The 23,148-nt window shown below is 36.2% G+C and carries 19 protein-coding genes; 12 read left to right on the plus strand and 7 right to left on the minus strand.

What is annotated here, in order from left to right:
• Positions 1-46 precede the first annotated feature (46 nt).
• From DU508_RS04700 to mce, 3 genes are all read right to left on the minus strand, one after another.
• Positions 47-295: a type B 50S ribosomal protein L31 gene (locus DU508_RS04700; protein ID WP_107216258.1), complete on the minus strand. Its 249-nt coding sequence runs from the start codon at positions 293-295 to the stop codon at positions 47-49.
• 524 nt (positions 296-819) lie between these two features.
• Complete coding sequence (locus DU508_RS04705) at positions 820-4,080, minus strand: gliding motility-associated C-terminal domain-containing protein (protein ID WP_115401652.1); 3,261 nt, start codon at positions 4,078-4,080, stop codon at positions 820-822.
• A 508-nt stretch (positions 4,081-4,588) separates the two neighbouring features.
• Positions 4,589-4,996: a methylmalonyl-CoA epimerase gene (gene mce / locus DU508_RS04710; protein ID WP_115401653.1), complete on the minus strand. Its 408-nt coding sequence runs from the start codon at positions 4,994-4,996 to the stop codon at positions 4,589-4,591.
• A gap of 119 nt (positions 4,997-5,115) precedes the next feature.
• On the opposite strand from mce, the gene DU508_RS04715 reads away from it, so the two are divergent.
• The 4 genes from DU508_RS04715 to DU508_RS04730 all read left to right on the plus strand — a co-directional run bounded on the left by DU508_RS04715 (position 5,116) and on the right by DU508_RS04730 (position 10,164).
• Complete coding sequence (locus tag DU508_RS04715; protein ID WP_115401654.1) at positions 5,116-6,327, plus strand: IscS subfamily cysteine desulfurase; 1,212 nt, start codon at positions 5,116-5,118, stop codon at positions 6,325-6,327.
• 210 nt (positions 6,328-6,537) lie between these two features.
• Positions 6,538-6,951 (plus strand): Fe-S cluster assembly scaffold IscU, encoded by a 414-nt coding sequence (gene iscU / locus DU508_RS04720; protein WP_025142622.1) that lies wholly within the window; start codon positions 6,538-6,540, stop codon positions 6,949-6,951.
• Positions 6,952-7,039: 88 nt separating this feature from the next.
• Positions 7,040-7,366 carry a HesB/IscA family protein gene (locus tag DU508_RS04725; RefSeq protein ID WP_115401655.1) on the plus strand — a complete coding sequence of 109 codons (327 nt, stop codon included), beginning with the start codon at positions 7,040-7,042 and terminating at the stop codon, positions 7,364-7,366.
• An 881-nt stretch (positions 7,367-8,247) separates the two neighbouring features.
• Entirely contained in the window at positions 8,248-10,164 is a 1,917-nt protein-coding gene (locus DU508_RS04730) for an AMP-dependent synthetase/ligase (protein WP_115401656.1), read from the plus strand.
• A 98-nt stretch (positions 10,165-10,262) separates the two neighbouring features.
• Here the strand turns inward: DU508_RS04730 and DU508_RS04735 are convergent, their stop codons facing one another.
• A complete protein-coding gene (locus DU508_RS04735; protein WP_115401657.1) occupies positions 10,263-11,153 on the minus strand; it encodes a winged helix-turn-helix domain-containing protein in 891 nt (296 codons plus the stop codon).
• A 198-nt stretch (positions 11,154-11,351) separates the two neighbouring features.
• On the opposite strand from DU508_RS04735, the gene DU508_RS23775 reads away from it, so the two are divergent.
• The 4 genes from DU508_RS23775 (at position 11,352) to DU508_RS04755 (ending at position 14,736) form a co-directional block, all read left to right on the plus strand.
• Positions 11,352-11,549, plus strand: coding sequence for a hypothetical protein (locus tag DU508_RS23775; RefSeq protein ID WP_158542125.1), 198 nt, complete (start codon positions 11,352-11,354; stop codon positions 11,547-11,549).
• 62 nt (positions 11,550-11,611) lie between these two features.
• Positions 11,612-12,253, plus strand: coding sequence for a YceI family protein (locus DU508_RS04745; protein WP_115401658.1), 642 nt, complete (start codon positions 11,612-11,614; stop codon positions 12,251-12,253).
• A 98-nt stretch (positions 12,254-12,351) separates the two neighbouring features.
• On the plus strand, positions 12,352-13,038 hold the full coding sequence (locus DU508_RS04750; RefSeq protein WP_115401659.1) for a hypothetical protein: 687 nt from the start codon (positions 12,352-12,354) through the stop codon (positions 13,036-13,038).
• Positions 13,039-13,488: 450 nt separating this feature from the next.
• On the plus strand, positions 13,489-14,736 hold the full coding sequence (locus DU508_RS04755) for an MFS transporter (protein ID WP_115401660.1): 1,248 nt from the start codon (positions 13,489-13,491) through the stop codon (positions 14,734-14,736).
• Between the two features lie 17 nt (positions 14,737-14,753).
• On the opposite strand, the gene DU508_RS04760 is transcribed toward DU508_RS04755, so the two are convergent.
• Both DU508_RS04760 and DU508_RS04765 read right to left on the minus strand, forming a co-directional pair.
• Entirely contained in the window at positions 14,754-15,734 is a 981-nt protein-coding gene (locus tag DU508_RS04760; protein ID WP_115401661.1) for a glycoside hydrolase family 43 protein, read from the minus strand.
• A 232-nt stretch (positions 15,735-15,966) separates the two neighbouring features.
• Entirely contained in the window at positions 15,967-17,337 is a 1,371-nt protein-coding gene (locus DU508_RS04765; RefSeq protein ID WP_115401662.1) for a dipeptidase, read from the minus strand.
• Positions 17,338-17,605: 268 nt separating this feature from the next.
• Between DU508_RS04765 and DU508_RS04770 the strand changes: the two genes are divergently transcribed.
• Genes DU508_RS04770 through DU508_RS04780 form a run of 3 tightly spaced genes read left to right on the plus strand, consistent with a single transcriptional unit; the run spans position 17,606 to position 20,692 of the window.
• On the plus strand, positions 17,606-18,580 hold the full coding sequence (locus DU508_RS04770) for an SGNH/GDSL hydrolase family protein (RefSeq protein ID WP_115401663.1): 975 nt from the start codon (positions 17,606-17,608) through the stop codon (positions 18,578-18,580).
• A gap of 58 nt (positions 18,581-18,638) precedes the next feature.
• Positions 18,639-19,184 carry a PH domain-containing protein gene (locus tag DU508_RS04775; RefSeq protein WP_115401664.1) on the plus strand — a complete coding sequence of 182 codons (546 nt, stop codon included), beginning with the start codon at positions 18,639-18,641 and terminating at the stop codon, positions 19,182-19,184.
• A complete protein-coding gene (locus DU508_RS04780; RefSeq protein ID WP_115401665.1) occupies positions 19,184-20,692 on the plus strand; it encodes a PH domain-containing protein in 1,509 nt (502 codons plus the stop codon). Before DU508_RS04775 ends, DU508_RS04780 begins: the two co-directional genes overlap by 1 nt.
• Before the next feature lie 621 nt (positions 20,693-21,313).
• Here DU508_RS04780 and DU508_RS04785 read toward each other — a convergent pair.
• Positions 21,314-21,637, minus strand: coding sequence for a DUF493 family protein (locus DU508_RS04785; protein WP_115401666.1), 324 nt, complete (start codon positions 21,635-21,637; stop codon positions 21,314-21,316).
• Positions 21,638-21,937: 300 nt separating this feature from the next.
• Here DU508_RS04785 and DU508_RS04790 point away from each other — a divergent pair, with 300 nt between their 5' ends.
• Positions 21,938-22,909, plus strand: coding sequence for an aldo/keto reductase (locus tag DU508_RS04790; protein WP_115401667.1), 972 nt, complete (start codon positions 21,938-21,940; stop codon positions 22,907-22,909).
• Positions 22,910-23,148: the final 239 nt, after the last annotated feature.

A 23,148-nucleotide genomic window follows, 5' to 3' on the forward strand; every position in this document is an offset into this window, starting at 1 on the left:
ATGCTTTTGGCAAAGGGACTTCAAAAAATGCTTTTTACGGCTAAAATTATTTCTTAGCGTAACGGTTTTTGAATTTATCGATACGTCCTGCAGTATCAACCAATTTCATTTTACCAGTATAAAAAGGGTGTGAAGTATGAGAAATCTCTAATTTATAAAGAGGGTACTCATTACCATCTTCCCATTGAATAGTTTCTTTAGTATCTACACAAGATTTTGTTAAGAAAGCATAATCGTTAGACATATCTTTGAAAACAACTGGTCTGTAGCTTGATGGGTGCAAATCTTTTTTCATTTGAATATTATTTTTAGTTATTTGTGTGAAAGCATCAAGAACATTTTTGCAATTTGCTGGCAACAACGCTTATGACATTTTCTATTAGTCTTTTCTACTTGTATTTTAGAGGATGCAAATGTATTAATTTATTTATTAAAAATCAAGATGCTAAAACAAATATTTCCTGAAAGATAAATTAAATTTTAACAAGAGATGATTCATTTGGTTTTGTGTTTATCACACCTACTTCTTATTAACATCAGAAGAAAATAAAAAAGCGTTGCCGTTCTGATCATTCTACGATCCAGTTTAACCATTCCACTACTTGCCGCTAATGTTTTGTTCACCTTTGGGGAACAAAATAGAGAGGAATAAATGCGAAGTATCTGTTTACGAGACTGCAGTAATCCATTCATTGCTGATAAAATTTATTTGATTGTAAAGACAATTAATTTTATAATGTGATGAACGACGATTACATTATAAGTCTTGATTTAAAACAATAAGCCAAATATTAATTACAACCAACAACAATATTACTCTTATCGCAAAATAGTCAGACTTCCTGAAATAGAACTGCAACCATCATTTATATTAATCAAATAATAATAAACACCTACTGCCAATGGTTTTCCATTAACCATGCCGTTAAATGTATTTTTATAATGAGGTGACTCGAAAACCTTAGCCCCATTTCGGTTAAACAATTTGACATTAAAGATTGGATAACTTTCAGCTCCTTTAATTACCCAAAAATCATTAATACCATCATCATTGGGCGAAAAAGCAGTTGGTATTTCTATTCCATTTAAACCTAATTTTATTTTAACTTCTTTTTTAGGGCTTTCACAAGTTCCATTGTATTGACTAACATAATAAGTTATATCTTCCTTTACTGTTATTGTAAACTTGCCCGATGGTTGATCATCCAAAGGCACCATGCTGCTTATTTTATCATATAACCTATAAGAATTTGCTGATATTGGGTTGTTAACAGAAAGTACAAATGTACCAGGGCCACATAATTTTAATTCCTCTATACTTGGTGCAGATATGGCTTTACTTTGATCCAAAATGGTGTAACTATACTTTTTTAAACAAGATGAAGCATCCGTTATACTTAATTCATATTTTCCGCTTTTCAAATTACCAATACTCAAATTATTTCCAACCGTTTTACCTACAGCATCTTTCCATTCGTAAGTAAATGGCATTGTTCCTGAAACCTTGATCCCTGTTATACTTCCATTTGCTAAACCGCAATAGGCATTAGAAATAGTTGCGCTTTCATCGTCAATTGTTATTTCTTGATCTCTCTTAACCTCATATGCACTGTATAACTTTTCACAATTGTTTTCATCTGCTACATACAACTGATAAATACCTTCAAACATGCCATTCAAAATACTGCTATTTGTACCAAGAGTTTGTCCATTTTTCTTATTTACCCATCTATAGCTAACTGGAAGTGGGGTGCCAAAAGTTAGTTTGATAAAGCCATTAGCTAAACCGCAGCTCGCGTTTTTAGATTCGATTTGTGTTGTAGTATATAATGTTGTGTTTTGTAAATCATGAATAGTGTATATTTTAGATTTTTTAAAACAAGTTTGGTTAGATGCCACAACATAATAATCACCCGCAGGTACATTAGTTAGTGTTGGCACGCTTGTAGTAGCTACCAGTTTATTTTGAGAATCGAACCATTCAAAATATGTAGCCCCTGTAACGGTAATACCAGTTATTGCTCCATTATTATTACCACAAGTGGCAGGTTTTGCTACCCCTAAATCAAGTAATGAAATCCCATTGGTCTCTGGAATTGTGATCACAGATGAAGTTATTGCACCACAACCAGAGTTGTCTGTAAGTTCTAATATATATTTACCTGCAGGTTGGTTAATAAGCAATAATGATGTACCTACTACTGTACCTGCTTCATTTTTCCATTTAAAATTTATATTCCCTGTACCAAACACGGTTATATCTTTAATGCTACCTGTATTAGTTTGGCATGCAGAAGGATTAACAGTCATTGCAGATTCATTAATATTTGGCCCAATGGTATTAATTAAATTAACCGGGCCATATGTATCAGAGCAACTATTATCTGAGGTTTTAAATGTTAATGTATAACTACCGGCCTTTACATTGTTTAGATCTATTGTTTGTGAAACTTCTGTTCCACCTGCATCTTTCCAGCTGTAAATGATTGGAGAATTAGTATTATTTGTAACCGACAGGCCTCGTATTTTGCCATTTAAATCACCACATGAAGTATTGGACACCGTTAAGTTAGTTGTATTTAAAACTAAGCTTTTTTTAACTTCGTAATAAGATGTAATGGCATCGCAATCTCCATTAAATGCTTGTAATCTATATTTTCCAACAGGTACATTTAATAAATTTGCATCTGTTCCTACAACATTATTTTGTTCATCAAACCATTTAACATTAGCTGCACCAGAAGGAATTGCACCAATAATTGAACCTTTATCATTGCAAGTGTGAACGACTTTAATATTTGTAACATCAATAGCTGTTCTTGTAAATTCTGAAGTAAAACCATTAAATGTAGCAGATGCGATAACACTTCCTGCAATTGGCCCATTATATTGCCAATTGCCATTTGCATCTGCTATTGTACTGCCAAAATAAGTCTCGGGGGAACAGGTTCCGCAAGCGTCACTATAAAAAAGTTCGATAACTGAATTCGGTGTAGATTTTCCTGCGACCGAACTCGTTGTAACTGATAGAATTTGAATCGTAGTAATATACCGTGTTCCATATGTATCGAATATCATAGGGTAAGCATCATTAGTACAAAAAAAACTATTTTTGGTAACTACAGCCTTACTAAACGGCCAAATGCTAACTGGCTTGCAATTGGCAATAAAATTAGCATCTGCGAAACTATCCCCTCCAATTTTAACATCATCCCCATAGTAAAGAAATATACCAACAGATAAACTTAATTTTTTAGTAAGCGATCTATCTGTTCCTATGTAATTTCTTTTGAGGTTGATCCGCCTACCACTGTTAATTATTCTTATTCCATAACCCTCACTAAAAATAACATTGTCTTCTATATCAATAGTGTTTTTCCCACCAGGAACCATACTACTTATGCTTAGGCCTATTGCTCCAGCAGTCCCTTTACTACCAGAAATATCTGTACCTATTATGTTATTTTTGATGTTAATTACCGCAGGCAATGTGTACATTTCCGAACCAGGATCTGTATAATTTTCGGAATTAATCTGGTATATTGACAAACCCTTCGGCAAAAAATTACCTTCCTGTAATGTACCTCCAATATCTATCTGCCCGTTATTATAACTTAAGCTTAATGGTATTGAGGCTATAGTTGAAAACGTAACCCCATCGGCTTCAACGCCAATAAAATTTGCTTTGATTGAGAGATCTTCTGAGTGGTATTGAATTTGGCCACCTGCCAAATTAATATTTAACCCTAAATCGTCTTCAAAGCCACTAATGACATTACCTTTACCAGCTGCGCCAATTTTAATGTTTTTACAGTTTCTTATCGCTATCCCTTGTCGATATACAACGAGACCATTTGCAGAATTAGGTAATAGATTCCTAATATATAATCCGTAAATGGCCACATCGTTAACATTGAATAAGTCCAATCCAAAAAATCCATTTGGGAGAGTAAAAGATGTGACTAATTGAACACGGGCCGTACTTAATCCAAATACATTCCCAGGTTGTGTAGAAGCATCTATTGTTAGATTTGATGAAACCGCTGGCAACACACTTAAAAGCTTAATGGTGCGGCCCATTTCGGTTTGATCAGGCAGATCGAAATAAATAAAATCTGGGCTACTAGTGCCATTTAAGGCCGATAAAAGTAACGCCTCTCTTAATGTTCCTGCACCTGAATCAGCATTGCTTCTTACCGTAAATACAGTACCATAGGTAGCGCAGACAATAAAAAAGAGTCCTAAAAAAGATAATAATTGTTTGATGATGGATAGATTACATTAATTAATAGATTACACAAAAATAAAAAATCAAATGGCATAACAAATTAATTTATCTTAAAAAGGATTCCTTGTTTACCATTCAAAGCTTCATTTCTTAAGCTGGGCAATAAACATTAAAACCTTTTATGTCCTTAGTTCCCTCAAAACTTACGTTGATATTTATTATAGCATTTCAATTCTGAAATAGCCCCTCCCCATTGCACTCCCATCCCAGTTCCATCCCATGATGATTGCATTTTATTGCATGTTTCAAACTAAACATCTTAGAGCCTTTTACCCTCAACCTTTAAACTTTCCACCTTTCTTAAACCCACTTAATTTCCTGGCAAAGCTCTATTAAAACGCCATTGGTATTTTTAGGATGAACAAAGCAAACCATTTTATTATCTGCTCCTTTTTTAGGCACTTCATTGAGCAGCACAAAACCATTGGCTTTCAGCCGCTCCATTTCTTCCAGAATATCATCAACAGCAAAAGCAATATGGTGAATTCCTTCTCCTTTTTTCTCCAGAAACCTGGCAATGGCACTGTCATCCGAAGTGGCTTCCAAAAGTTCAACTTTATTTTCCCCGGTTCTGAAAAATGCGGTATTTACATGCTCTGATGCCACAATTTCAGTTTTATAACAGGATGTATTGAGCAAAAGTTCGTAAAGTGGAACAGACTTATTCAGGTTGTTTACAGCAATTCCGATATGTTCGATCTTGTTCATCGTTTAAAAAGGTTGGTTGAATGTAAAAATGCGGGTTTTCTCTATAACCTCATAGCTATTATTTATAATTGTTAGAAAACTTTTTTTGTATCTTTGTAATCATAATTAACAGAATAGAAATGAAACAGCCGATATATTTAGATAATAACGCAACAACACCCTTAGATCCAAGAGTGTTGGAAGCGATGCTACCTTACTTTACTGAGAAATTTGGAAATGCCGCAAGCCGTAATCACGCTTTTGGATGGGTGGCTGAAGAGGGAGTAGATTATGCTCGTGAGCAGGTAGCCAAATTGATCGGCTGTACTGATAAAGAAATTATTTTTACATCTGGCGCAACTGAAGCTGATAACTTAGCGATTAAAGGTGTGTTTGAGATGTACAGAGAAAAAGGTAACCACATCATTACTGCGGTTACTGAACATAAAGCGGTATTGGATACCTGTAAACACCTTGAAAAAAATGGTGCCAGAGTAACTTATTTAGGCGTTAAAGAAGATGGTTTAATCGACTTAGCTGAATTAGAAGCTGCCATGACTCCTGAAACCATTTTAGTTTCGATTATGTATGGCAATAACGAAATCGGCGTGATCCAGCCAATTAGAGAAATTTCGGCCATAGCACATAAACATGGTGCTTTATTCATGACTGATGCTACCCAGGCCGTTGGTAAAATCCCGGTTGATGTGAATGCAGATGGAATCGACTTAATGGCTTTTTCAGCACACAAAATGTATGGTCCGAAAGGCGTTGGTGCACTTTATGTTCGCAGAAAAAATCCAAGGGTTAAAGTAACTTCACAAATGGATGGCGGTGGCCATGAGCGTGGAATGCGTTCAGGCACATTGAACGTTCCGGGCATTGTTGGTTTGGGTAAAGCTTGTGAACTATGCCGTTTAGAAATGGACAGCGAAGCGAAACGTTTATCTGGCTTACGCGATCGTTTGGAATCGACTTTAAACAAAATGGAAGAAAGTTATGTTAATGGTAATACAGAACATCGTTTACCGCACGTAGCAAACATCTCCTTTAAATATGTGGAGGGCGAAGGTTTAATGATGGCGATGAGTGATTTAGCTGTATCTTCAGGTTCAGCTTGTACTTCAGCATCTTTAGAACCATCATACGTATTGAAAAGCTTAGGTTTATCAGATGATTTAGCACACTCTTCAATCCGTTACGGTTTAGGAAGATTTACCACTGAAGAAGATATTGACCATGCGATTGAAATTACTCAAAAAGCGGTTAATCACTTAAGAGAGCTTTCTCCGCTTTGGGAAATGTTTAAAGAAGGAATTGATTTGAGTAAAATTGAGTGGGCAGAACATTAAATCAGCTTGGAGTTAGCAGTTAATAGTTTGGAGTACGCAAACCGGCAATTGAAAACTGATAATTGAAAATTAATTAAAAAATTGCTCCGCAAGGAGATTAAAAAATAAGTCAGCAGTTAACAGTTTGGAGTACGCGAACTGGCAATTGAAAACTGATAATTGAAAATTAATTAAAAAATTGCTCCGCAAGGAGATTAAAAAGATAAAATCATGGCATATTCAGAAAAAGTAATTGACCATTACAACAACCCACGTAACGTAGGTACATTAAATAAAGACAGCAAATTTGTAGGCACTGGTTTAGTTGGCGCACCTGAGTGTGGTGACGTGATGCGTTTGCAAATTGAAGTTGGAGAAGATAACGTGATCACTGATGCTAAATTTAAAACATTTGGTTGTGGTTCGGCTATTGCATCTTCTTCATTGGCTACAGAATGGTTAAAAGGAAAAACAATTGATGAAGCTTTATCTATTGACAATATGGATATTGTTGAAGAACTGGCTTTACCTCCGGTAAAAATTCACTGCTCAGTGTTAGCAGAAGATGCAATTAAATCTGCCATTAACGATTATCGCGTTAAAAATGGCCTAGAAGCAATTGTGTTAGAAAAATCACACCACTAAATAATAGCAGCAAGTATAAAAAATCAAGTATCGAGATTAAATTTCGACTTGATAAAATCTTGATACTTGATACTAAAATCTTGATACTATGATTACAATAACTGATAAAGCAAAAGATAAAATTGAACACCTTATGCAGGATTCTGAAATGGGTGCTGATTACTTTTTACGCGTTTCTGTAAAAGGCGGTGGATGTTCAGGCTTATCTTATAACCTGGATTTCGACAACGAAGAAAAAGTTGGCGACCAGTTTTTTGAAGATAAAGGAATCAAAATTGCATTAGACATGAAATCGTTCCTTTACCTTGCTGGTACTGAATTAGATTTCACTGACGGATTAAACGGAAAAGGATTTAACTTCGTAAACCCTAACGCTAGCCGCACATGCGGTTGTGGCGAAAGTTTTTCAGTTTAATCGCATCAACTCATATAATAATATAAGAAAGGCTTCAATTATGGAGTCTTTTTTCGTTTCGTAGACTTACGAAGTTTCGTTAGGTTATAGCCCGGGGGAACTTCGTAAGTCTGATTATGATTTATTTCGATCATCATCAACGGAAAGAAAAGACATTTTAGTTTTGATAATTCTTTTTCCTGGAGATTTACATTTTAAATAAATGTTAAAATTCTCCCGCTGATTTTCGCTGATTGCGCAGATTTAAATTTAGCAGATCATCTTAAGCCCGTCAAGCAGCCTTTTTTTGCAAAAGATTTGTTAGAAAGATCCTTATCTGCATGATCTGCGGGAACAAGAAAATTTACCATGACGTTTGATCCTCACTTAATGAATATTCAAAAAAACATTGACCTGAGTTCAATGTGCAATCCTTATCTGCGAAATCTGCATGATCTGCGGGAACAAGAAAATTTACCATGACGTTTGAGCCTCACTTAATGAATATCCCAAAAAACATTAACCTGAGTTCAATGAACAATCCTCATCTGCGAAATCTGCATGATCTGCGGGAAAAAGAAAATTTACCATGACATTTGAGCCTCACTTAATGAATATCCCAAAGAACATTGACCTGAGTTCAATGCGCAATCCTTATTTGCGAAATCTGCATGATCTGCGGGAAAAAGAAAATTTACCATGACATTTGAGCCTCACTTAATGAATATTCCAAAGAAACATTGGCCTGAGTTCAATCAGCAATCCTCATCTGCCAGAATTTAACTCTATCATTAAAAACTGATCATTCCAATCCCTTAAATTCTACCAGAGAAATATCAATTTGCATTTTTAAACCAAAAAGCATTATAATTGTTAATTATAACGAACACCAAATAAGAGCGATGCCATTAATTAACGAATTTTCAACCGTCCCTACCCTGTTGAGAAATGTTGTAAAAAACATTCATAAACCAGAAGAAACTTTTCTTATTCATAAGCAAGGTGCCGAGTGGACTGAAATTTCCTATGAAGATACCCTAAAAAGAGCCGATGCAGTTTCAGCATTCTTTCTCGAAAAAGGAATAAAAAAAGGAGATCGGTTAGGTTTAATGATCGAAAATTCACCTGAATATGTTTATTACGACCAAGGCATTCAGCAAATTGGCGTGATCAACGTTTCCATTTACCCTACACTATCAGAGCAGGAGGTAGCCTATATTATTAATGATTCAGGTATAAAAGCAATTCTTGTCGGAAACAATTTTCTTTACCGCAAAGTGCTTAAAGTTGCTTCAAACTGTAGGGAACTAAAATATATCATTCCTGCTTTTAAGGATTTTGAAAAAGTTACTGTTCCTGCAGATGTAAATGTGGAAATTATCGCGTTTTCTGATATTCTGGCGCTTAAACATCAGATCACTGCTGCTGAGAAAGCAGAAATAGATCAGTGCAGAAGTTTGGTTTTACCTGGCGATGTTTCATCACTAATTTATACCTCAGGCACAACAGGAACACCAAAAGGCGTAATGCTTACCCATTATAACTTTGTGAAAAATGTGGAGGTTTGTTTACAACAGATTCCGGTAATCGATCAAACAGAAACATTCCTTTCATTTTTACCATTGTCACACGTATTTGAACGCACTGCAACCTATCATGTTTGCTGTGCCCAGGGCTGTAAAATTGCCTTTGCACAGAGTTTAGAACTTCTGGCTAAAAACATGGGCGAAGTCCGTCCAACGGTAATGAGTTGTGTACCCAGATTATTGGAACGAATTCACGATAAAGCCATAAAATCGGGTACAGCAGGTGGTGGAACAAAAGCTAAAATATTTACCTGGGCTTTGGAAACCGGAAATAAATTCCGGATTGCTAAAGAGACAGGTAAAAATCCAGGATTAATTTTATCTACAAAGAAAGGGATTGCAGAAAAACTGGTTTTCAGCAAAATCAAGGAGAAAACCGGTGGCCGGTTAAAATTCATGATCTCCGGTGGCGCTGCTTTACCCAAAAATGTTGGCGAGTTCTTTGGCGATTTAGGCATTAAAATACTGGAGGGCTTTGGTTTAACGGAAACTTCTCCGGTAATGTCCGTTACAGAATACCACAGACAGGTTTATGGAACGGTTGGCCGTGTTATTCCTGGCATTGAAGTGGGGATTCAGGATGTGGAAACCAAGGAAATGATTAACATTCAAACTCATGACACATTTAATGAAGATTTTGAATGTGAAGAAGGAGAAATAATTGTTCGGGGACATTGCGTGATGAAGGGCTACTTTAATAAGCCAGCAGAAACGGCTGAAGCCATTGATAAGGATATGTGGTTTCATACCGGAGATATCGGCCGTTTTTACAAAGGTAATCTTCAAATTACTGATCGTCTGAAAAACATGATCGTTAATGCCTATGGTAAAAATGTTTACCCTACACCTGTAGAAAATATTTATTTAAAAAGCCCTAAAATTGATCAGTTATTTTTAATTGGCGATAAACGTGAATTCATTACGGCCATTATTATTCCAAACAGAGAAACTTTAGAAGAAACATTCAAACTTAAACCATCGTTCTTTGAAGAAGCAGATCCGTTTATTCGCGACAAAGAAATTGTCGATTGGCTAGAACAAGACATCAGGAAAATTTCCAATGAACTGGCTAAGTTCGAAAGAATCAAAAACTTCAAAATTAAGCGAAATCCTTTCAGTATTGATGAAGGAGAAATTACCCCTACACTAAAGGTTAAACGCCGGATTGTTGAAAAGAAATATATCAATGCAATTAATGAGATGTATGAGGAAGGTGTAGAGGCTGAATCTTAATAAATCATATATTTTAAGGTCTCTAACGATACCAGCGTTCATGACAGAGTTTTACAAATGCCAAATTGAAGTCTAATAAGATCAGTTTTTGAGGCATCCTAGGCATTAATTTCAAGCTTATATCCTTTGCCGCGTATAACAACAATTTTGATATTTGGATCAAATTCCAGTTTTTTTCTAAGTTTTGATATGAACATATCGAGACTGCGACCTACTATAACACCTTCATCTTCCCATATCTCTTTTTGTAGCCGATGTCGCTCTATAGCCTCGTTAGGAGATAACGCGAAAATGCGCAATACACGTGTTTCAGTTTTGGTCAGGTCTATTGTCTCTCCATTTATCATGAGCTTACGAGCCTCTGCGTCGAACGACAATGACCCCAAAGTGAACATACCTGTAGGCTGACTGGCAGGTAAGGTTTTCCGCAGCTTAACAGGTCTCATAAAAATAAATCCAACAAATGTTAAAAATGACAGAGCACCCAAGAAATATTCATTCTTTGCTGTAATTAAAGCCGTTGGTTTAAATTTAATATTAACCATGTAACATGCTATGGGCTGCCTTCTTCCTATGCAGGCAACAATATCATCTTTCTTATTTTTTGATATGGCATATCCATAAGCTACACTGGCATTGGCACAGTTCACTACGTTAACAACATAATCACTTGCAAGTGGATCTTTGGCTAACAACCGTTGAGTAGTATTTACCAGGAAGTCTGGTTGAAAAGTAAAAGCATTATCAAAACTGATCTGGTATTCATTTTCGGCAATTTTTTTTACCGGAAGTACCCGTGATACACTGTCGCCAGACTGTAGTAGTATTTCATGTCCGATTTGGCGAAGTAAAACTTCCCTCCTGGCGATATCATAGTTGTCGCTGCCCGCCATACTGAAAGCTACGCAGATTAAAGAGATAAACATCAGTAGCAGCAATCCGTATAAATATTTATGTTTCCCAAACAGGAGGTTTCTTCTAATAAACATAATGTCAATATATTATTTACAAAGTTTACATTATTATTTACAATCCTGGTTCTTTCGGGCGGAAGATATCAAAGTAATTTCGCTGAATCAGATTGCCAGGATATAAAAAATGCTTAATGTTTGCAAAAAAGTGAAACGGGGAGCTACATTAACCGCTGTTGGAATCGTGCAGCTATTATCAAAATTAAATAATAAATTATGAAATACATACACGTATATACTTTGTTCTTAATGTACCAAGGAATTCAGGTGTTTATTATTACAATGGGAAATCCTTTCAGCATTTTACAGCAAAGGATGGGCTTGCCAGTAATTCAGCTATTCATATTTATGAAGATAAAACCGGTAATATTTGGAAAGACCATAACGGACTTTAAAAGTAAAGAGGGTCGTTAATAATGTATACCGCTTATCTAATACCATTTGTCAATTATTACTAATCATATAATTTCTGTAGTATGAACAACAAGCTATCAATCACTTACTTAATTTTAATTATTGCTCCTTTGTTTTTCGGTTGCCGTGGGCCTGTAAAAAATAAAAATAATGCATCGGCAAGCCCCGTATCCTTACATATTGGGAATGGAAAATATTTTATAATAGATACAAAGGAGAGTGTTGTAGTATGGACAGGTTCAAGTGTTCATGGGCCGCATATAGGGTACATCTATATATCAAAAGGAGAATTAATGATTGAAAACAGTCAACTTATGGGCGGTACTGTTGAAGTTGACATGAGTACAATTGAAGGTGATGACCATAGGAGTGATAATAACCTTATTAAGCACTTAAAGGATTCTGATTTTTTTGATGTTAAGAGATTCCCCCTTTCTACAATTTCCATTACCAGGGTTGCATCAATAAATGTTGAGGATAAGGAAATTACAGGGAACCTGACCATTAAAGGTATCACACATCCGGTTACGTTTCCGGCCAAAATGGAAGTGAAAGACGGAATTGTGAAGGCAAATGGCAAACTGGTGATTGATCGAACAGATTGGGGTATCCATTATAAATCAGGAAAGTTCTTTGATAATTTAAAGGATCAGGCTATTTCGGATTCCATTGAATTCCACATAATGATCGTAGCAAAAAAATAAATAGCTGAATCCATTGAAGACTTCAACCAGATCAGATCATGTTATTCGGGTACAATAGCTTTTAGGTTTTTGAAATTCTTAAGTAATTAAAAGAAATAATGAAATACATACACACATACGCTTTGTTCCTGATGATTATTTTTTGTAGTTCCTGTGGAGGACAAAACAAAACGCCCCCCAAAAAAGAAAATATCAAGTCTGTAACTAAAGATGTATCCACTTCCAGATGGTTAGACAACAAATATGAGTATATTGATTCTAACTGTGCGAGCCTAATAATACAAAACAGTTTTCCAAGAGGTGGAACAAAATACACTGACCTTAATGGTAGGGTATATAATTATGTTATATTTTTCACTCGACTAATCAATGAAACAGATAATCCCTTGGAATTGAAGATTAATTTTCCTGTAAATTCATATGAGGTTCCGTCTTTACCTGATAAATACTTTAAAATATTGATTCCTCCCGACACCATGACACTTGATAAAGAACCCTTGTTCAATTATGGCCTGACTCATTTAGAATCTTTTTTAAATAAGGGTATTCATAAATCATCTTCATTGAAAAGAACTATTAATTCAAAAGAATCTAGTGGCTTTTATGTCGTAATGCTCTGCTTGGTTGAAGGAGCGCATGGTACTATGCGGACAGGACTTAGCCTAAAAGGGCAAAATCTTTTTTATAGAATAAAAATTGATGGATCAAAAAGTAATACTAAATCAAGTGATAAAGAAATTCATTGTGGAAGTATTAATTTAAAAAATTTGATGTTACTGAAATAACATAATGCCAGCGCACAATCGATCGATCATCAATGAGTATGGACATCTAAAAAGTGGGTAAAAAACCATAAGAGTTACATTCTTTTCGAAAAAGTTTGACGCACGTAATATTTTATATGATATTTTTTGTGCATCTGAGGAATTGACAAGAACGTCATAGTCAATATCCTTCACTTCTAAGTTCAACGTTCTACTCCATGGTCTGTGGCTCACAGGCCATTTCACTGGTTTCGTTCTGTAAAAAACAGTATTTGTAGCACTGCACTAATAGAAGTCGTATTCTAAAGGTCTCATCTATATTATGTATTGCTCGTTTGCTTCGCCTATCCAATGTTTTTGTTCAATCTATTTCTTCCATTGTCGTTTTGCTTTGTCAAGCACTATAGCTGTTGCTGAAAAACAATTGGTATAAGCAACATTATTACTAGTTTTGCAGCTCCAAATACCCCAATGTTCAAACTCATACTCAACACCTACAAAATCTCATTTAGCGGCCTAAGCAGAGAAACATGGCTTTTAAGCATTGTAATGATGTTTAACAGATGTGGAAGCATGGCGGTTCCATTTATGGGCTTGTATGTTACGCAAAGTTTACATCGTTCAGAAATTGATGCTGGTTTAATCATCACATTATTTGGCGTGGGCTCAATTCTTGGATCAGCAATAGGTGGAAAATTGACAGACATGATTGGTTTTCGTCCTGTACAAATCCTATCATCAATTATTGGTGGCATACTCTTTATTTTATTTTCTACAATTACTCATTTTTCCACCTTATGTGTATTGGCTGTTGTAATCAGCTTTTTTTCTGAAGCATTCCGGCCGGCGAATTTCACTGCAGTTGCGCATTATGCCACTGAGGGTACCATAACAAGATCGTACTCCTTAAACAGATTAGCCGTAAATATTGGCTGGTCGGTTGGAATTAGTTTGGCGGGCATAATCGCATCGATCAATTACAAGCTTTTATTTATAGTAGAGGGAGGCGTAAGTATTATTGTTGGTTTACTAATCCTATCGTTTCTTCCCCAGGTTAAGGGCTTCATTAAAAAAGCCAGGGAAAATGCCACCAATATGGTTATTATGAAACCCTGGAGAGATGTTTTTTATGTGAAATTCATTCTGCTCACTACCGTTTTTATCACCTGTGCTTTTTTAATGTTTAGGGTTGTTCCGGTATTTTTTAAAGAGCAATGGCACATTGATGAATTTGCCATTGGTATAATAATCGGAATTAATGGAGCAGTAATTGCATTATTTGAGATGATTATGATCAATAAGATCGAAGCCAAAAGACCACCCATGTTTTTCATCATTGTTGGGGCGGTTTTCTTTGCCGTTTCATATATCATGCTGAGTGCACCGGTTAATTTTCATCTGGTTACCGCAATAGCAGTGATCATTATTTTTACGGGTGGCGAAATGTTTTCATTGCCGTTTATCAACACAATCGTGATCAGCAGAAGCAATGAACATAACAGAGGTCTATATGCAGCGGGATACACGCTGAGCTGGTCGTGCGCTCAGGTAATTGGACCTTTATTAGGCTTTTATATTGCTAAAAACCTAAGCTACAACTGGCTTTGGCTAGGACTTGCCTGCATGCTTTTATTGTGCGCCTGGGGATTTAGCATACTGAATAAGAAGCAACCGAAGTCTGCACCGGAACCAATCAAAAATCAGCTGGAAATTGAATAAGTTCCAGCTGAAAAACATCATTTTACCTTTTGGGGCTTAACGCCTTCATGAGTGATTTTTACAGGCAGGATATTTCCTTCAGCATCAAATTTCATTTCATCAATGCAGGTAACCCTATGGTTGCCATCTGTTTCTGTTAACGGGCGACGGTGATAAACAATATAGTAAGCACCTTTTTTTTCATTGATAATTACCGAATGATGCCCTGCTCCTGTTGCAATTTCAGGATCTTGCTTTAATATTTTACCAATCCTCTTAAAAGGGCCAAATGGCGAATCGCCAACAGCATAAGCCACTGAATAATCAGGCCCAGTCCAGCCGCCTTCACTCCACATAAAATAATATTTGCCATTTCTGATGAACATGTATGGACCCTCCACGTAGTTGTCTGGAGTGATTTCCTTAAAAATAGTTCCATCATCAAAAGGCAAAAAACCAGTAAAATCCTGATTAAGCCTGGCAATATTGCAATGTTTCCATCCGCCGTAAATGAGATAATACTGGCCATCTTTATCTTTAAAAACAAATTGATCAATGGGTTGTGCACCGTTATGAAATTGATCAACCAAAGGTTTACCTAAATGATCTTTATATGGGCCTTCAGGCTTATCGGCAACAGCCACACCAATTCCACCAATTTCATTGTCACTTTGAATATCATTCGCTCCAAAAAACAAATAATATTTTTTATCTTTTTGAACAATAGCAGGTGCCCACATCGCTTTGTTAGCCCATTTTACTGCAGCAGTGTCTAAAATGCGACTGTGTTTTTTCCATTTTATCAAATCGTCAGATGAAAAAGCATCCAGGAAAACCTGTTCCTTATATTTTGCAGAATAAGTTGGATAAACCCAGTATTTGTTATTGAAAATTGCAGCTTCAGGATCTGCATACCAACCTTGAAATATAGGATTTCCGGACTGGTTAATCGTTTTACCATTTTGAGCAAAGGAAGTCAACCCTGCAAAAAACAAAAGTGATGAGAATATGTATTTCATGCCCACAATTTATGAAAAATTATGAGCTTTAAAAAACTGATCAAGTGTACCATCAATTCCTGCTCTCATGGTCGGTGGCTTACCGGCTACAAAAGTCATTACATCGAGGGATCCTGGTTCGTGTCCCTCATGAAACGAAAGTGGTGTATTTATTCAAAAAAAATCCCTGCCCATCATTTGGCAGGGATTGATTGGTCTTCAACTGCATTCAGTTTGGCAAATAAGATGAAGGCTATTTACTTAACTCAGCAAAATATTTGTGAAATAAAGGCAAAGTTTCAATTCCTTTATAATAATTGTAAATATCGTATTTTTCATTAGGCGAATGCAGGGCATCACTATCCAAACCAAAACCGAAAAGAACCGATTTAATGCCTAAAGCATCTTCAAATAAGGCCACAATCGGAATACTTCCTCCGCCACGCGTTGGAATTGCTTTTTTACCAAAACTATCTTCAATGGCTTTCTCAGCAGCCTGGTAAGCAATACTATCCGTTGGCGTAACCACAGGCTCCCCGCCATGATGTGGCGTTACCTTAACCTTAACATTTTTAGGTGCAATACTTTCAAAATGTTTGGTAAAAATTTCTGCGATTTCTTCAGAACTTTGATTTGGAACCAAACGCATTGAAATTTTTGCATTTGCTTTACTTGGCAGTACTGTTTTAGCACCTTCTCCAATATAGCCACTCCAAATCCCGTTAACCTCTAATGTTGGTCGGGTACCTGTACGCTCTAAAGTAGAATATCCTTTCTCACCCCAAACTTCTTCAATATCAAGATCTTGTTTGTATTCATTTTCATCATAAGGGGCTGAATTCAACGCTTTCTTCTCTTCATCTGTGAGCTCAACAACTTTATCGTAAAAAGCTGGAATGGTAATATGATTGTTTTCATCGTGCAATGATGCGATCATTTTACATAGAATTGTAGCCGGGTTAGCCACTGCGCCACCATAAACCCCAGAGTGTAAATCACGATTCGGGCCAACAACCTCCACTTCCATATAAGCCAAACCGCGCAAACCGGTTTCAATGGAAGGGTGCTCCATACTGATCATTGAGGTATCGGAAATTAAAACCACATCAGCTTTTAAACGTTCTGCATTTTCTTTTACGAAAATTCCAAGATTAGCAGAACCAACCTCCTCTTCACCTTCAATCATAAATTTCACATTGCAGGCTAAAGTATTGGTTTGCATCATTAATTCAAATGCTTTTACATGCATGTAGAATTGTCCTTTGTCATCACAGGCACCACGGGCATAAATTCTACCGTCACGCACAGTAGGTTCAAAAGGTGGCGTATGCCAGAGTTCCAATGGATCTGCAGGTTGCACATCATAGTGACCATAAATTAAAACCGTAGGTAACGAAGAATCTATGATTTTTTCACCGTAAACAATAGGATAACCTGCCGTAGGACATATCTCCACACGATCTGCACCAGCATCTTTCAACTTTTGTGCAACATAATCTGCAGTTTTTAAAACATCTTCCTTGTATTTCGGGTCGGCACTAACCGATGGGAAACGCAACAGTTCAAACAGCTCATCTAAAAAGCGTTGTTTGTGGGTTTCTACATAATTTTTAATCTCTTGCATAACAAAATGAATTTGGGCAAATATAGGGTTTTAGCACAAAAGGCATAAGATAATAAGTGAATTGAGATTAAAGCTGCAATGAATGCAGGATTAATGGTATAGTATTGAACCTGATCCCTTAACCTTAAAAAACGATTTTAAACCATCTTTTATTGAAAAATTATTTCTTTAAATAAAATTCAACCTTATGAAATATTTTTTAAACCATTTTTTTGTAAATTGCACCATTTAAAGATATCCTAAATACTAATCTGAATGATCATTTATAATGAAATTTAGCACGCAGCTTTTTACATTTTTGGTGTTGCTTTTTTCTTTATCTATTTCTGGTTTTGCTCAAACTACCAATCCGCCAAGAGTAAGTTGTCCGGAGGCTGCTCAGTTTTATGCAAAAGATAGTATCAATATTGTAACTTTTGGTGCGAGTACAGTGGAAGGTGTTGGTGGTGTTGGTTTTCAGGATGCACTTAAAAATAATTTCTTAAACTGCTATACAAACAAAATTGTTGATATCACCAATCATGGGATAGGTGGGCAAACTACCTATCAGGGTTTATTAAGAATCGACAATGCCATAAGGGATCGAACGGGCTTTATTGTGATTTCCATGGGAATTAATGATGCAGCGGCAATTGCCAATGGCAGAGGCAGCATTGCTGAAACCGAGGCCAATATGCGATCATTGATCACAACGAGTTTAAAGCAAAATTTAGTGCCCATTCTTTGTACTTTACAAAATGTGGATGACCGGAACAATCAATCACTTGTTCAGGTAAATGCTAATATCAGGGCCATAAATACGATTTACAGAAGATTAGTTACAGAATATAAAATTTACCTGGCCGACATTAATGCTGCCGTAAGAAGAGACTTCAGCCTGTATCAGGATACTTTTCACCCTAATGCACGGGGATATAGATTAATCAGTTACGTTATATTTGATGCTATAAACAAAGCTATTTTCGATAAATTCCTCCTGTTTGTTGTATCTCAAAATTATCCCAATCCTGCAGGAACCCAAACCTTTATTGATGTGGTTTTACCAGAAACTGATAAAATCAATATTCAGGTGTATGACATGTTGGGCCGTATTGTGAAAACAGTTTTAAATGAATATCTGAATACAGGTAAACATACCTTAGAAATAAATACAACGACATTTGTACCTGGTATTTATTTTTTCAAAATCACTTCCGATTCCGGTCAGTACAATGCGGTAAAAAAGTTTATTGTAGCGAGGTAACAAAAGATTTAACAGATTGTCTCAAGGAGAGATTAATTTAGTTTTATATCTTTAAACCATGTCTGCAGAAATTTTTACAAACGAAGCCATTGATCTGGAATCACTTCCTAAATATGAAGAGATCCATTTGAACAAACCCCATTCAGATTACTGGAAAATCATTTGCATCAATCTTTTCATCTTATTTTTATTAATTGGAATCGGAGGAGGTTTGCTAATTGTTTTCAATCAAAAAGTCAGGCCGCATGTTATCTTAATTGCAACTGTTTATGTGGCATTGATGGTAATTTTCTTTCTCCTCTTTTGGGCGAGTTTTAAAAAACGCGGATATGCAATAAGAACCAAAGATGTGATTTATAAAAGTGGCATCATTGCAGAATCGACTACAATTGTTCCTTTAAACAGAATCCAGCATATCGAACTGAATGAAGGCATGCTCTCCAGAATCTACAAACTTGGTTCACTACAAATTTTTACTGCCGGTGGGCAAACAGGGCATCTTCGGATAGCCGGAATCCCGATAGCTGAGGCAAAAAGCATCAGAGATTTGCTTTTGAACAAGCTTGATCTGATCGAAAATCCTGAAACTGAAAACGAAATATAATGAACAACGATTTCAGCAAACCACAACGGCAATCGGCCTTTGGCATCATTATCATTGCTGCCCATACCGCATACAAAATCGGCAAAGCCACGATTTTTTTCCTGATCTATGCGTTTGTTAAAATGGGTGCAGCCTACACCACTTACACCTTACTCGGCATTGGGTTAATTATTTTACTTTGCTTGATCTTTTCTTATTTATGGTATTTAAACTTCACTTTCTTTTTAGATAAAGAAAAACAGGAATTTGTGGTTAATAAAGGAATTTTAAACCGTGATCAGGTAATCATTCAACTGGATAAAATTCAACAGGTTAACATTAACCAGAATATCCTGCAGAAATTAATTGGTGTTTACGGGTTGAAAATCGATACTGCCGGATCAAGCGGAGAGGAAGTGAGCATTAAAGCCATTGATGAAGTTTCTGCTTATAACTTAAAAGAACATTTGTTGAGCAGAAAAACAGAAACAGTTCCTACGGCATTGGTATCTGACAAAAAAGCAACCGATGCAGAAAACACACCAATTTTAAGAATAAGCTCATGGACATTGTTTAAAGTTGGCTTAACATCCAACTACGGACAAAGCTTAGCGCTGATGGTGGCCTTTTTCTTATACACCATTCAAGAGGCACGGCACATTATGGATGTGTTCGAACTCGATAAAGGCTATGTTAAAAGTACTGTGTTAGGGCTTGCTACTTTATTTTCTGTTGCAGTAATTGTTTTTATCCTCTTAGTGGTTTTGCTGATTATTAACCTGCTAAGAACCTTTTATAAGTATTTTGAATTAGAGATTAGCCAGCACAGGCATTCATTGCTCCTATCATCAGGTTTAATTGCTAAAAAAAGCACATTAATTAGTCCGAACAAGGTTCAGATTACCAAATATAGCCAAAACTACTTTCAGAAGAAACTTAATATGTTGAACATAAGTTTAAAGCAAGCTCATTTTGGAGAAAGTAAAAAAGGGCATGAAATGCAGGGTAACACTTTGGAAATTGTGGGTTGTAATACTCATGAACGTGATGAGTTATTAAAAATGATATTAACACGAGTTCCGCTTAAAGGCAAAACCTTTATACCCGACTGGCGGTTTTTAAACCTGCCGATTTTCTTTAAGCTGGTTTTACCTGTGGCCATTTTCTTAATCATCATATTTAATGTGCCTGAATTAAAACCTTATATTGGATTTGCAATTGCTTACCTGATTACTGGTGTTTTGATGATTTATATCAGCTACCGCAAACACCGGATATCGGTAAATCAGGATTTTATTATCAAAACGAGTGGCATCTGGGATATCTCCAACGAAATCATCATGCCCAATAAAATTCAGGCCATAACTACCTCACAGTATCCCTGGCATAAGAGTGTAGATGTTGGTCATTTATGCTTACACACTGCTGCCGGAGAAATTCATTTCAAATATGGTAATTATACTGAAATTAAACAGCTGGTAAATTATTGGTTATATCAGGTGGAAAGCGGAAACGAGAATTGGATGTAGATCTGGTTCAACAAAAGGATTTGTTATACTGACCTTCGGTAAGAATCTGCGTAATCCGCCGCATCAGCGGGAAACCTATAGTATCATAACCCCTTTGATTGCCAACCCACCATCCCCAATTATGCTTCTTCTTCTTTAGCAAATTATCTCCCACAAATTGAAAATGATTTTCGCAGAGAAAAAATCTGCATGATCTGCGGCATCAGCGGGAAAACCTATAGTATCATAATCTCTTTAATTGCTAACCCACCATCCCTAATTATGTTTCTTCTTCTTTAACAAATTATTTCCCGCTGATTGAAATGATTTTCGCAGAGAAAATCTGCGTGATCCGCCGCATCAGCGGGACACCTATAGTATCATAACCCCGTTAATTGCTAACCCACCATCCCCAATTATGCTTCTTCTTCTTTAGCAAATTATCTCCCGCAGATTGAAAATGATTTTCGCAGAGAAAAAACCTGCGTGATCTGCGGCATCAGCGGGAAAACCTACAGTATTATAACCCCTTTAATTGCTAACCCACCATCCCCAATTATGCTTCTTCTTTAGCAAATTATTTCCTGCAGAAGATTTTCGCAGAGAAAAAATCTGCGTGATCTGCGGCATCAGCGGGAAAACCTATAGTATCATAATCCCTTTGATGTTTCCAGCTTGTTTGTAAACAGCAATTACTTCATCAGCATTTTGCATTTCTTTTTTTACTGTAATGGATACGTATTTACCAGTTTTAGAAGGTTGCTCAATAAATTCATCATTAGGCAAAATCTTACGCAATTCTTCTATTTTATCTAACCCGCCGGTGATAATAAACTTAAAATTATACACACCCGGAAACTTTTCAACAGTTTCTAATTTTTCTTTTAAGTTGGCATAAATATCTGTACTCGTGCCTTCTGGGATATCAGTAAACTCAATATCTTTATTTATTTTTTTCTCTTCCATAATTCGAACATATCAAATTCTATTCCCAAATAGTTGGGGTGTAATCTTGGCAGAAATAAGAAGTCTATTCAAGACTTAAAAACCCCATCATTTCGAGCACGGCCGAAAAATCTTTGCACCTTGAAATTTTGCATAAATTCCTTTCCCAAACCTTTGGGTTTTGTCCACTGCCTACAAATCCCGCTCTTCAAGGAAAGGTTTCAACTGCAAAGAACAATTACTCCTGGAGAATCACTTTTTGCCATATGGCAAGTCTAGTTCATTTTCTAATGCTGTCATTTGCGGTATAAATTTAAAAAAATGAAAACAAGAAAATTAGGAAACAGCAGATTAGAAGTGTCTGCATTAGGCTTTGGTTGTATGGGATTAAGTTTTCCAAATGCACCTGCAAAAAATGAAAACATAAAATTATTGCGTTCGGCATACGAGAACGGAATTACTTTTTTTGATACCGCACAAGCCTATGGCGATAATGAAGAATTAGTAGGAGAAGCCCTTGCTCCGTTTCGCAGGGAAGTAGTTATTGCTACTAAATTTGGTTTTAAGGAAGGCAAGACTATGTTGGGAATGGATAGCCGTCCTGAAAATATAAGATCCGCTGCAGAGGAATCTTTAAAACGGCTAAAAACCGATTACATTGATTTGTTCTACCAACACAGGTTTGACCCCAATGTTCCCATTGAAGATGTTGCAGGCACAGTAAAAGATCTGATGAAAGAAGGTAAGGTAAAACACTTCGGTCTGTGTGAAGCAAATGCAGAAACCATTCGCAAGGCTCACGCTGTTTTACCTGTAGCAGCTTTGCAAAGCGAGTATTCCATGTTTTATCGTGAACCTGAAAATGAAATCATTTCAACATTAGAGGCGTTGGGTATCGGTTTTGTTCCATTCAGTCCGTTAGGAAAAGGCTTTTTGACAGGAACTATAAATGCCAACACCGAATTTGACAAAACAGACGGAAGAAGTATGTCGCCACGTTTTAATCAAGAAAACAGGGAAGCCAATCAGGCATTAGTTGATTTAGTCGTTTCTATTGCGAAAGACAAAAATGCTACACCTGCACAAATTGCGTTAGGATGGTTGTTAGCTCAAAAACCTTTCATTGTTCCAATTCCGGGAACATCAAAATTACACCGTTTGCAAGAAAATATTGGTGGAATTAATATTTCGTTGTCTGACGATGAATTAAACAAAATCAATTCGGTATTGGCGACAATTAAGATTATAGGTGACCGTTATCCTGCACAATTACAGACGAAAATTGGCAAGTAAATGAGCAAAACACATCAACATTTGAAAAAAATCAATTTTTGTCTTTGGAATTTAGAACATGGCTAAAAGCCCGTGCAACCAATATGGGTTTAATGTAAAGGCTGCCAAGTGTTTCTCACTGAATGAAATTGAAGCTTAATGCCCGATTGGTAAACATTCGGGCCTCCTCAAAATATTGTTTAGTAGAAATCTGAAAATAGCCTCCTTTCAATCCATTTCCGTTCAGAACTTTTGGATGG

It is taken from the genome of Pedobacter chinensis (genome assembly GCF_003339865.1).
Lineage (GTDB): Bacteria > Bacteroidota > Bacteroidia > Sphingobacteriales > Sphingobacteriaceae > Pedobacter > Pedobacter chinensis.

What these genes read in the sequence shown, in the direction of transcription:
- DU508_RS04700 (WP_107216258.1), bottom strand. Translation starts at nt 295, where the DNA reads ATGAAAAAAGATTTGCACCCATCAAGCTACAGACCAGTTGTTTTCAAA.
- DU508_RS04705 (WP_115401652.1), bottom strand. Translation starts at nt 4,080, where the DNA reads ATGGGCCGCACCATTAAGCTTTTAAGTGTGTTGCCAGCGGTTTCATCA.
- mce (WP_115401653.1), bottom strand. Translation starts at nt 4,996, where the DNA reads ATGAACAAGATCGAACATATCGGAATTGCTGTAAACAACCTGAATAAG.
- DU508_RS04715 (WP_115401654.1), top strand. Translation starts at nt 5,116, where the DNA reads ATGAAACAGCCGATATATTTAGATAATAACGCAACAACACCCTTAGAT.
- iscU (WP_025142622.1), top strand. Translation starts at nt 6,538, where the DNA reads ATGGCATATTCAGAAAAAGTAATTGACCATTACAACAACCCACGTAAC.
- DU508_RS04725 (WP_115401655.1), top strand. Translation starts at nt 7,040, where the DNA reads ATGATTACAATAACTGATAAAGCAAAAGATAAAATTGAACACCTTATG.
- DU508_RS04730 (WP_115401656.1), top strand. Translation starts at nt 8,248, where the DNA reads ATGCCATTAATTAACGAATTTTCAACCGTCCCTACCCTGTTGAGAAAT.
- DU508_RS04735 (WP_115401657.1), bottom strand. Translation starts at nt 11,153, where the DNA reads ATGTTTATTAGAAGAAACCTCCTGTTTGGGAAACATAAATATTTATAC.
- DU508_RS23775 (WP_158542125.1), top strand. Translation starts at nt 11,352, where the DNA reads ATGAAATACATACACGTATATACTTTGTTCTTAATGTACCAAGGAATT.
- DU508_RS04745 (WP_115401658.1), top strand. Translation starts at nt 11,612, where the DNA reads ATGAACAACAAGCTATCAATCACTTACTTAATTTTAATTATTGCTCCT.
- DU508_RS04750 (WP_115401659.1), top strand. Translation starts at nt 12,352, where the DNA reads ATGAAATACATACACACATACGCTTTGTTCCTGATGATTATTTTTTGT.
- DU508_RS04755 (WP_115401660.1), top strand. Translation starts at nt 13,489, where the DNA reads ATGTTCAAACTCATACTCAACACCTACAAAATCTCATTTAGCGGCCTA.
- DU508_RS04760 (WP_115401661.1), bottom strand. Translation starts at nt 15,734, where the DNA reads ATGAAATACATATTCTCATCACTTTTGTTTTTTGCAGGGTTGACTTCC.
- DU508_RS04765 (WP_115401662.1), bottom strand. Translation starts at nt 17,337, where the DNA reads ATGCAAGAGATTAAAAATTATGTAGAAACCCACAAACAACGCTTTTTA.
- DU508_RS04770 (WP_115401663.1), top strand. Translation starts at nt 17,606, where the DNA reads ATGAAATTTAGCACGCAGCTTTTTACATTTTTGGTGTTGCTTTTTTCT.
- DU508_RS04775 (WP_115401664.1), top strand. Translation starts at nt 18,639, where the DNA reads ATGTCTGCAGAAATTTTTACAAACGAAGCCATTGATCTGGAATCACTT.
- DU508_RS04780 (WP_115401665.1), top strand. Translation starts at nt 19,184, where the DNA reads ATGAACAACGATTTCAGCAAACCACAACGGCAATCGGCCTTTGGCATC.
- DU508_RS04785 (WP_115401666.1), bottom strand. Translation starts at nt 21,637, where the DNA reads ATGGAAGAGAAAAAAATAAATAAAGATATTGAGTTTACTGATATCCCA.
- DU508_RS04790 (WP_115401667.1), top strand. Translation starts at nt 21,938, where the DNA reads ATGAAAACAAGAAAATTAGGAAACAGCAGATTAGAAGTGTCTGCATTA.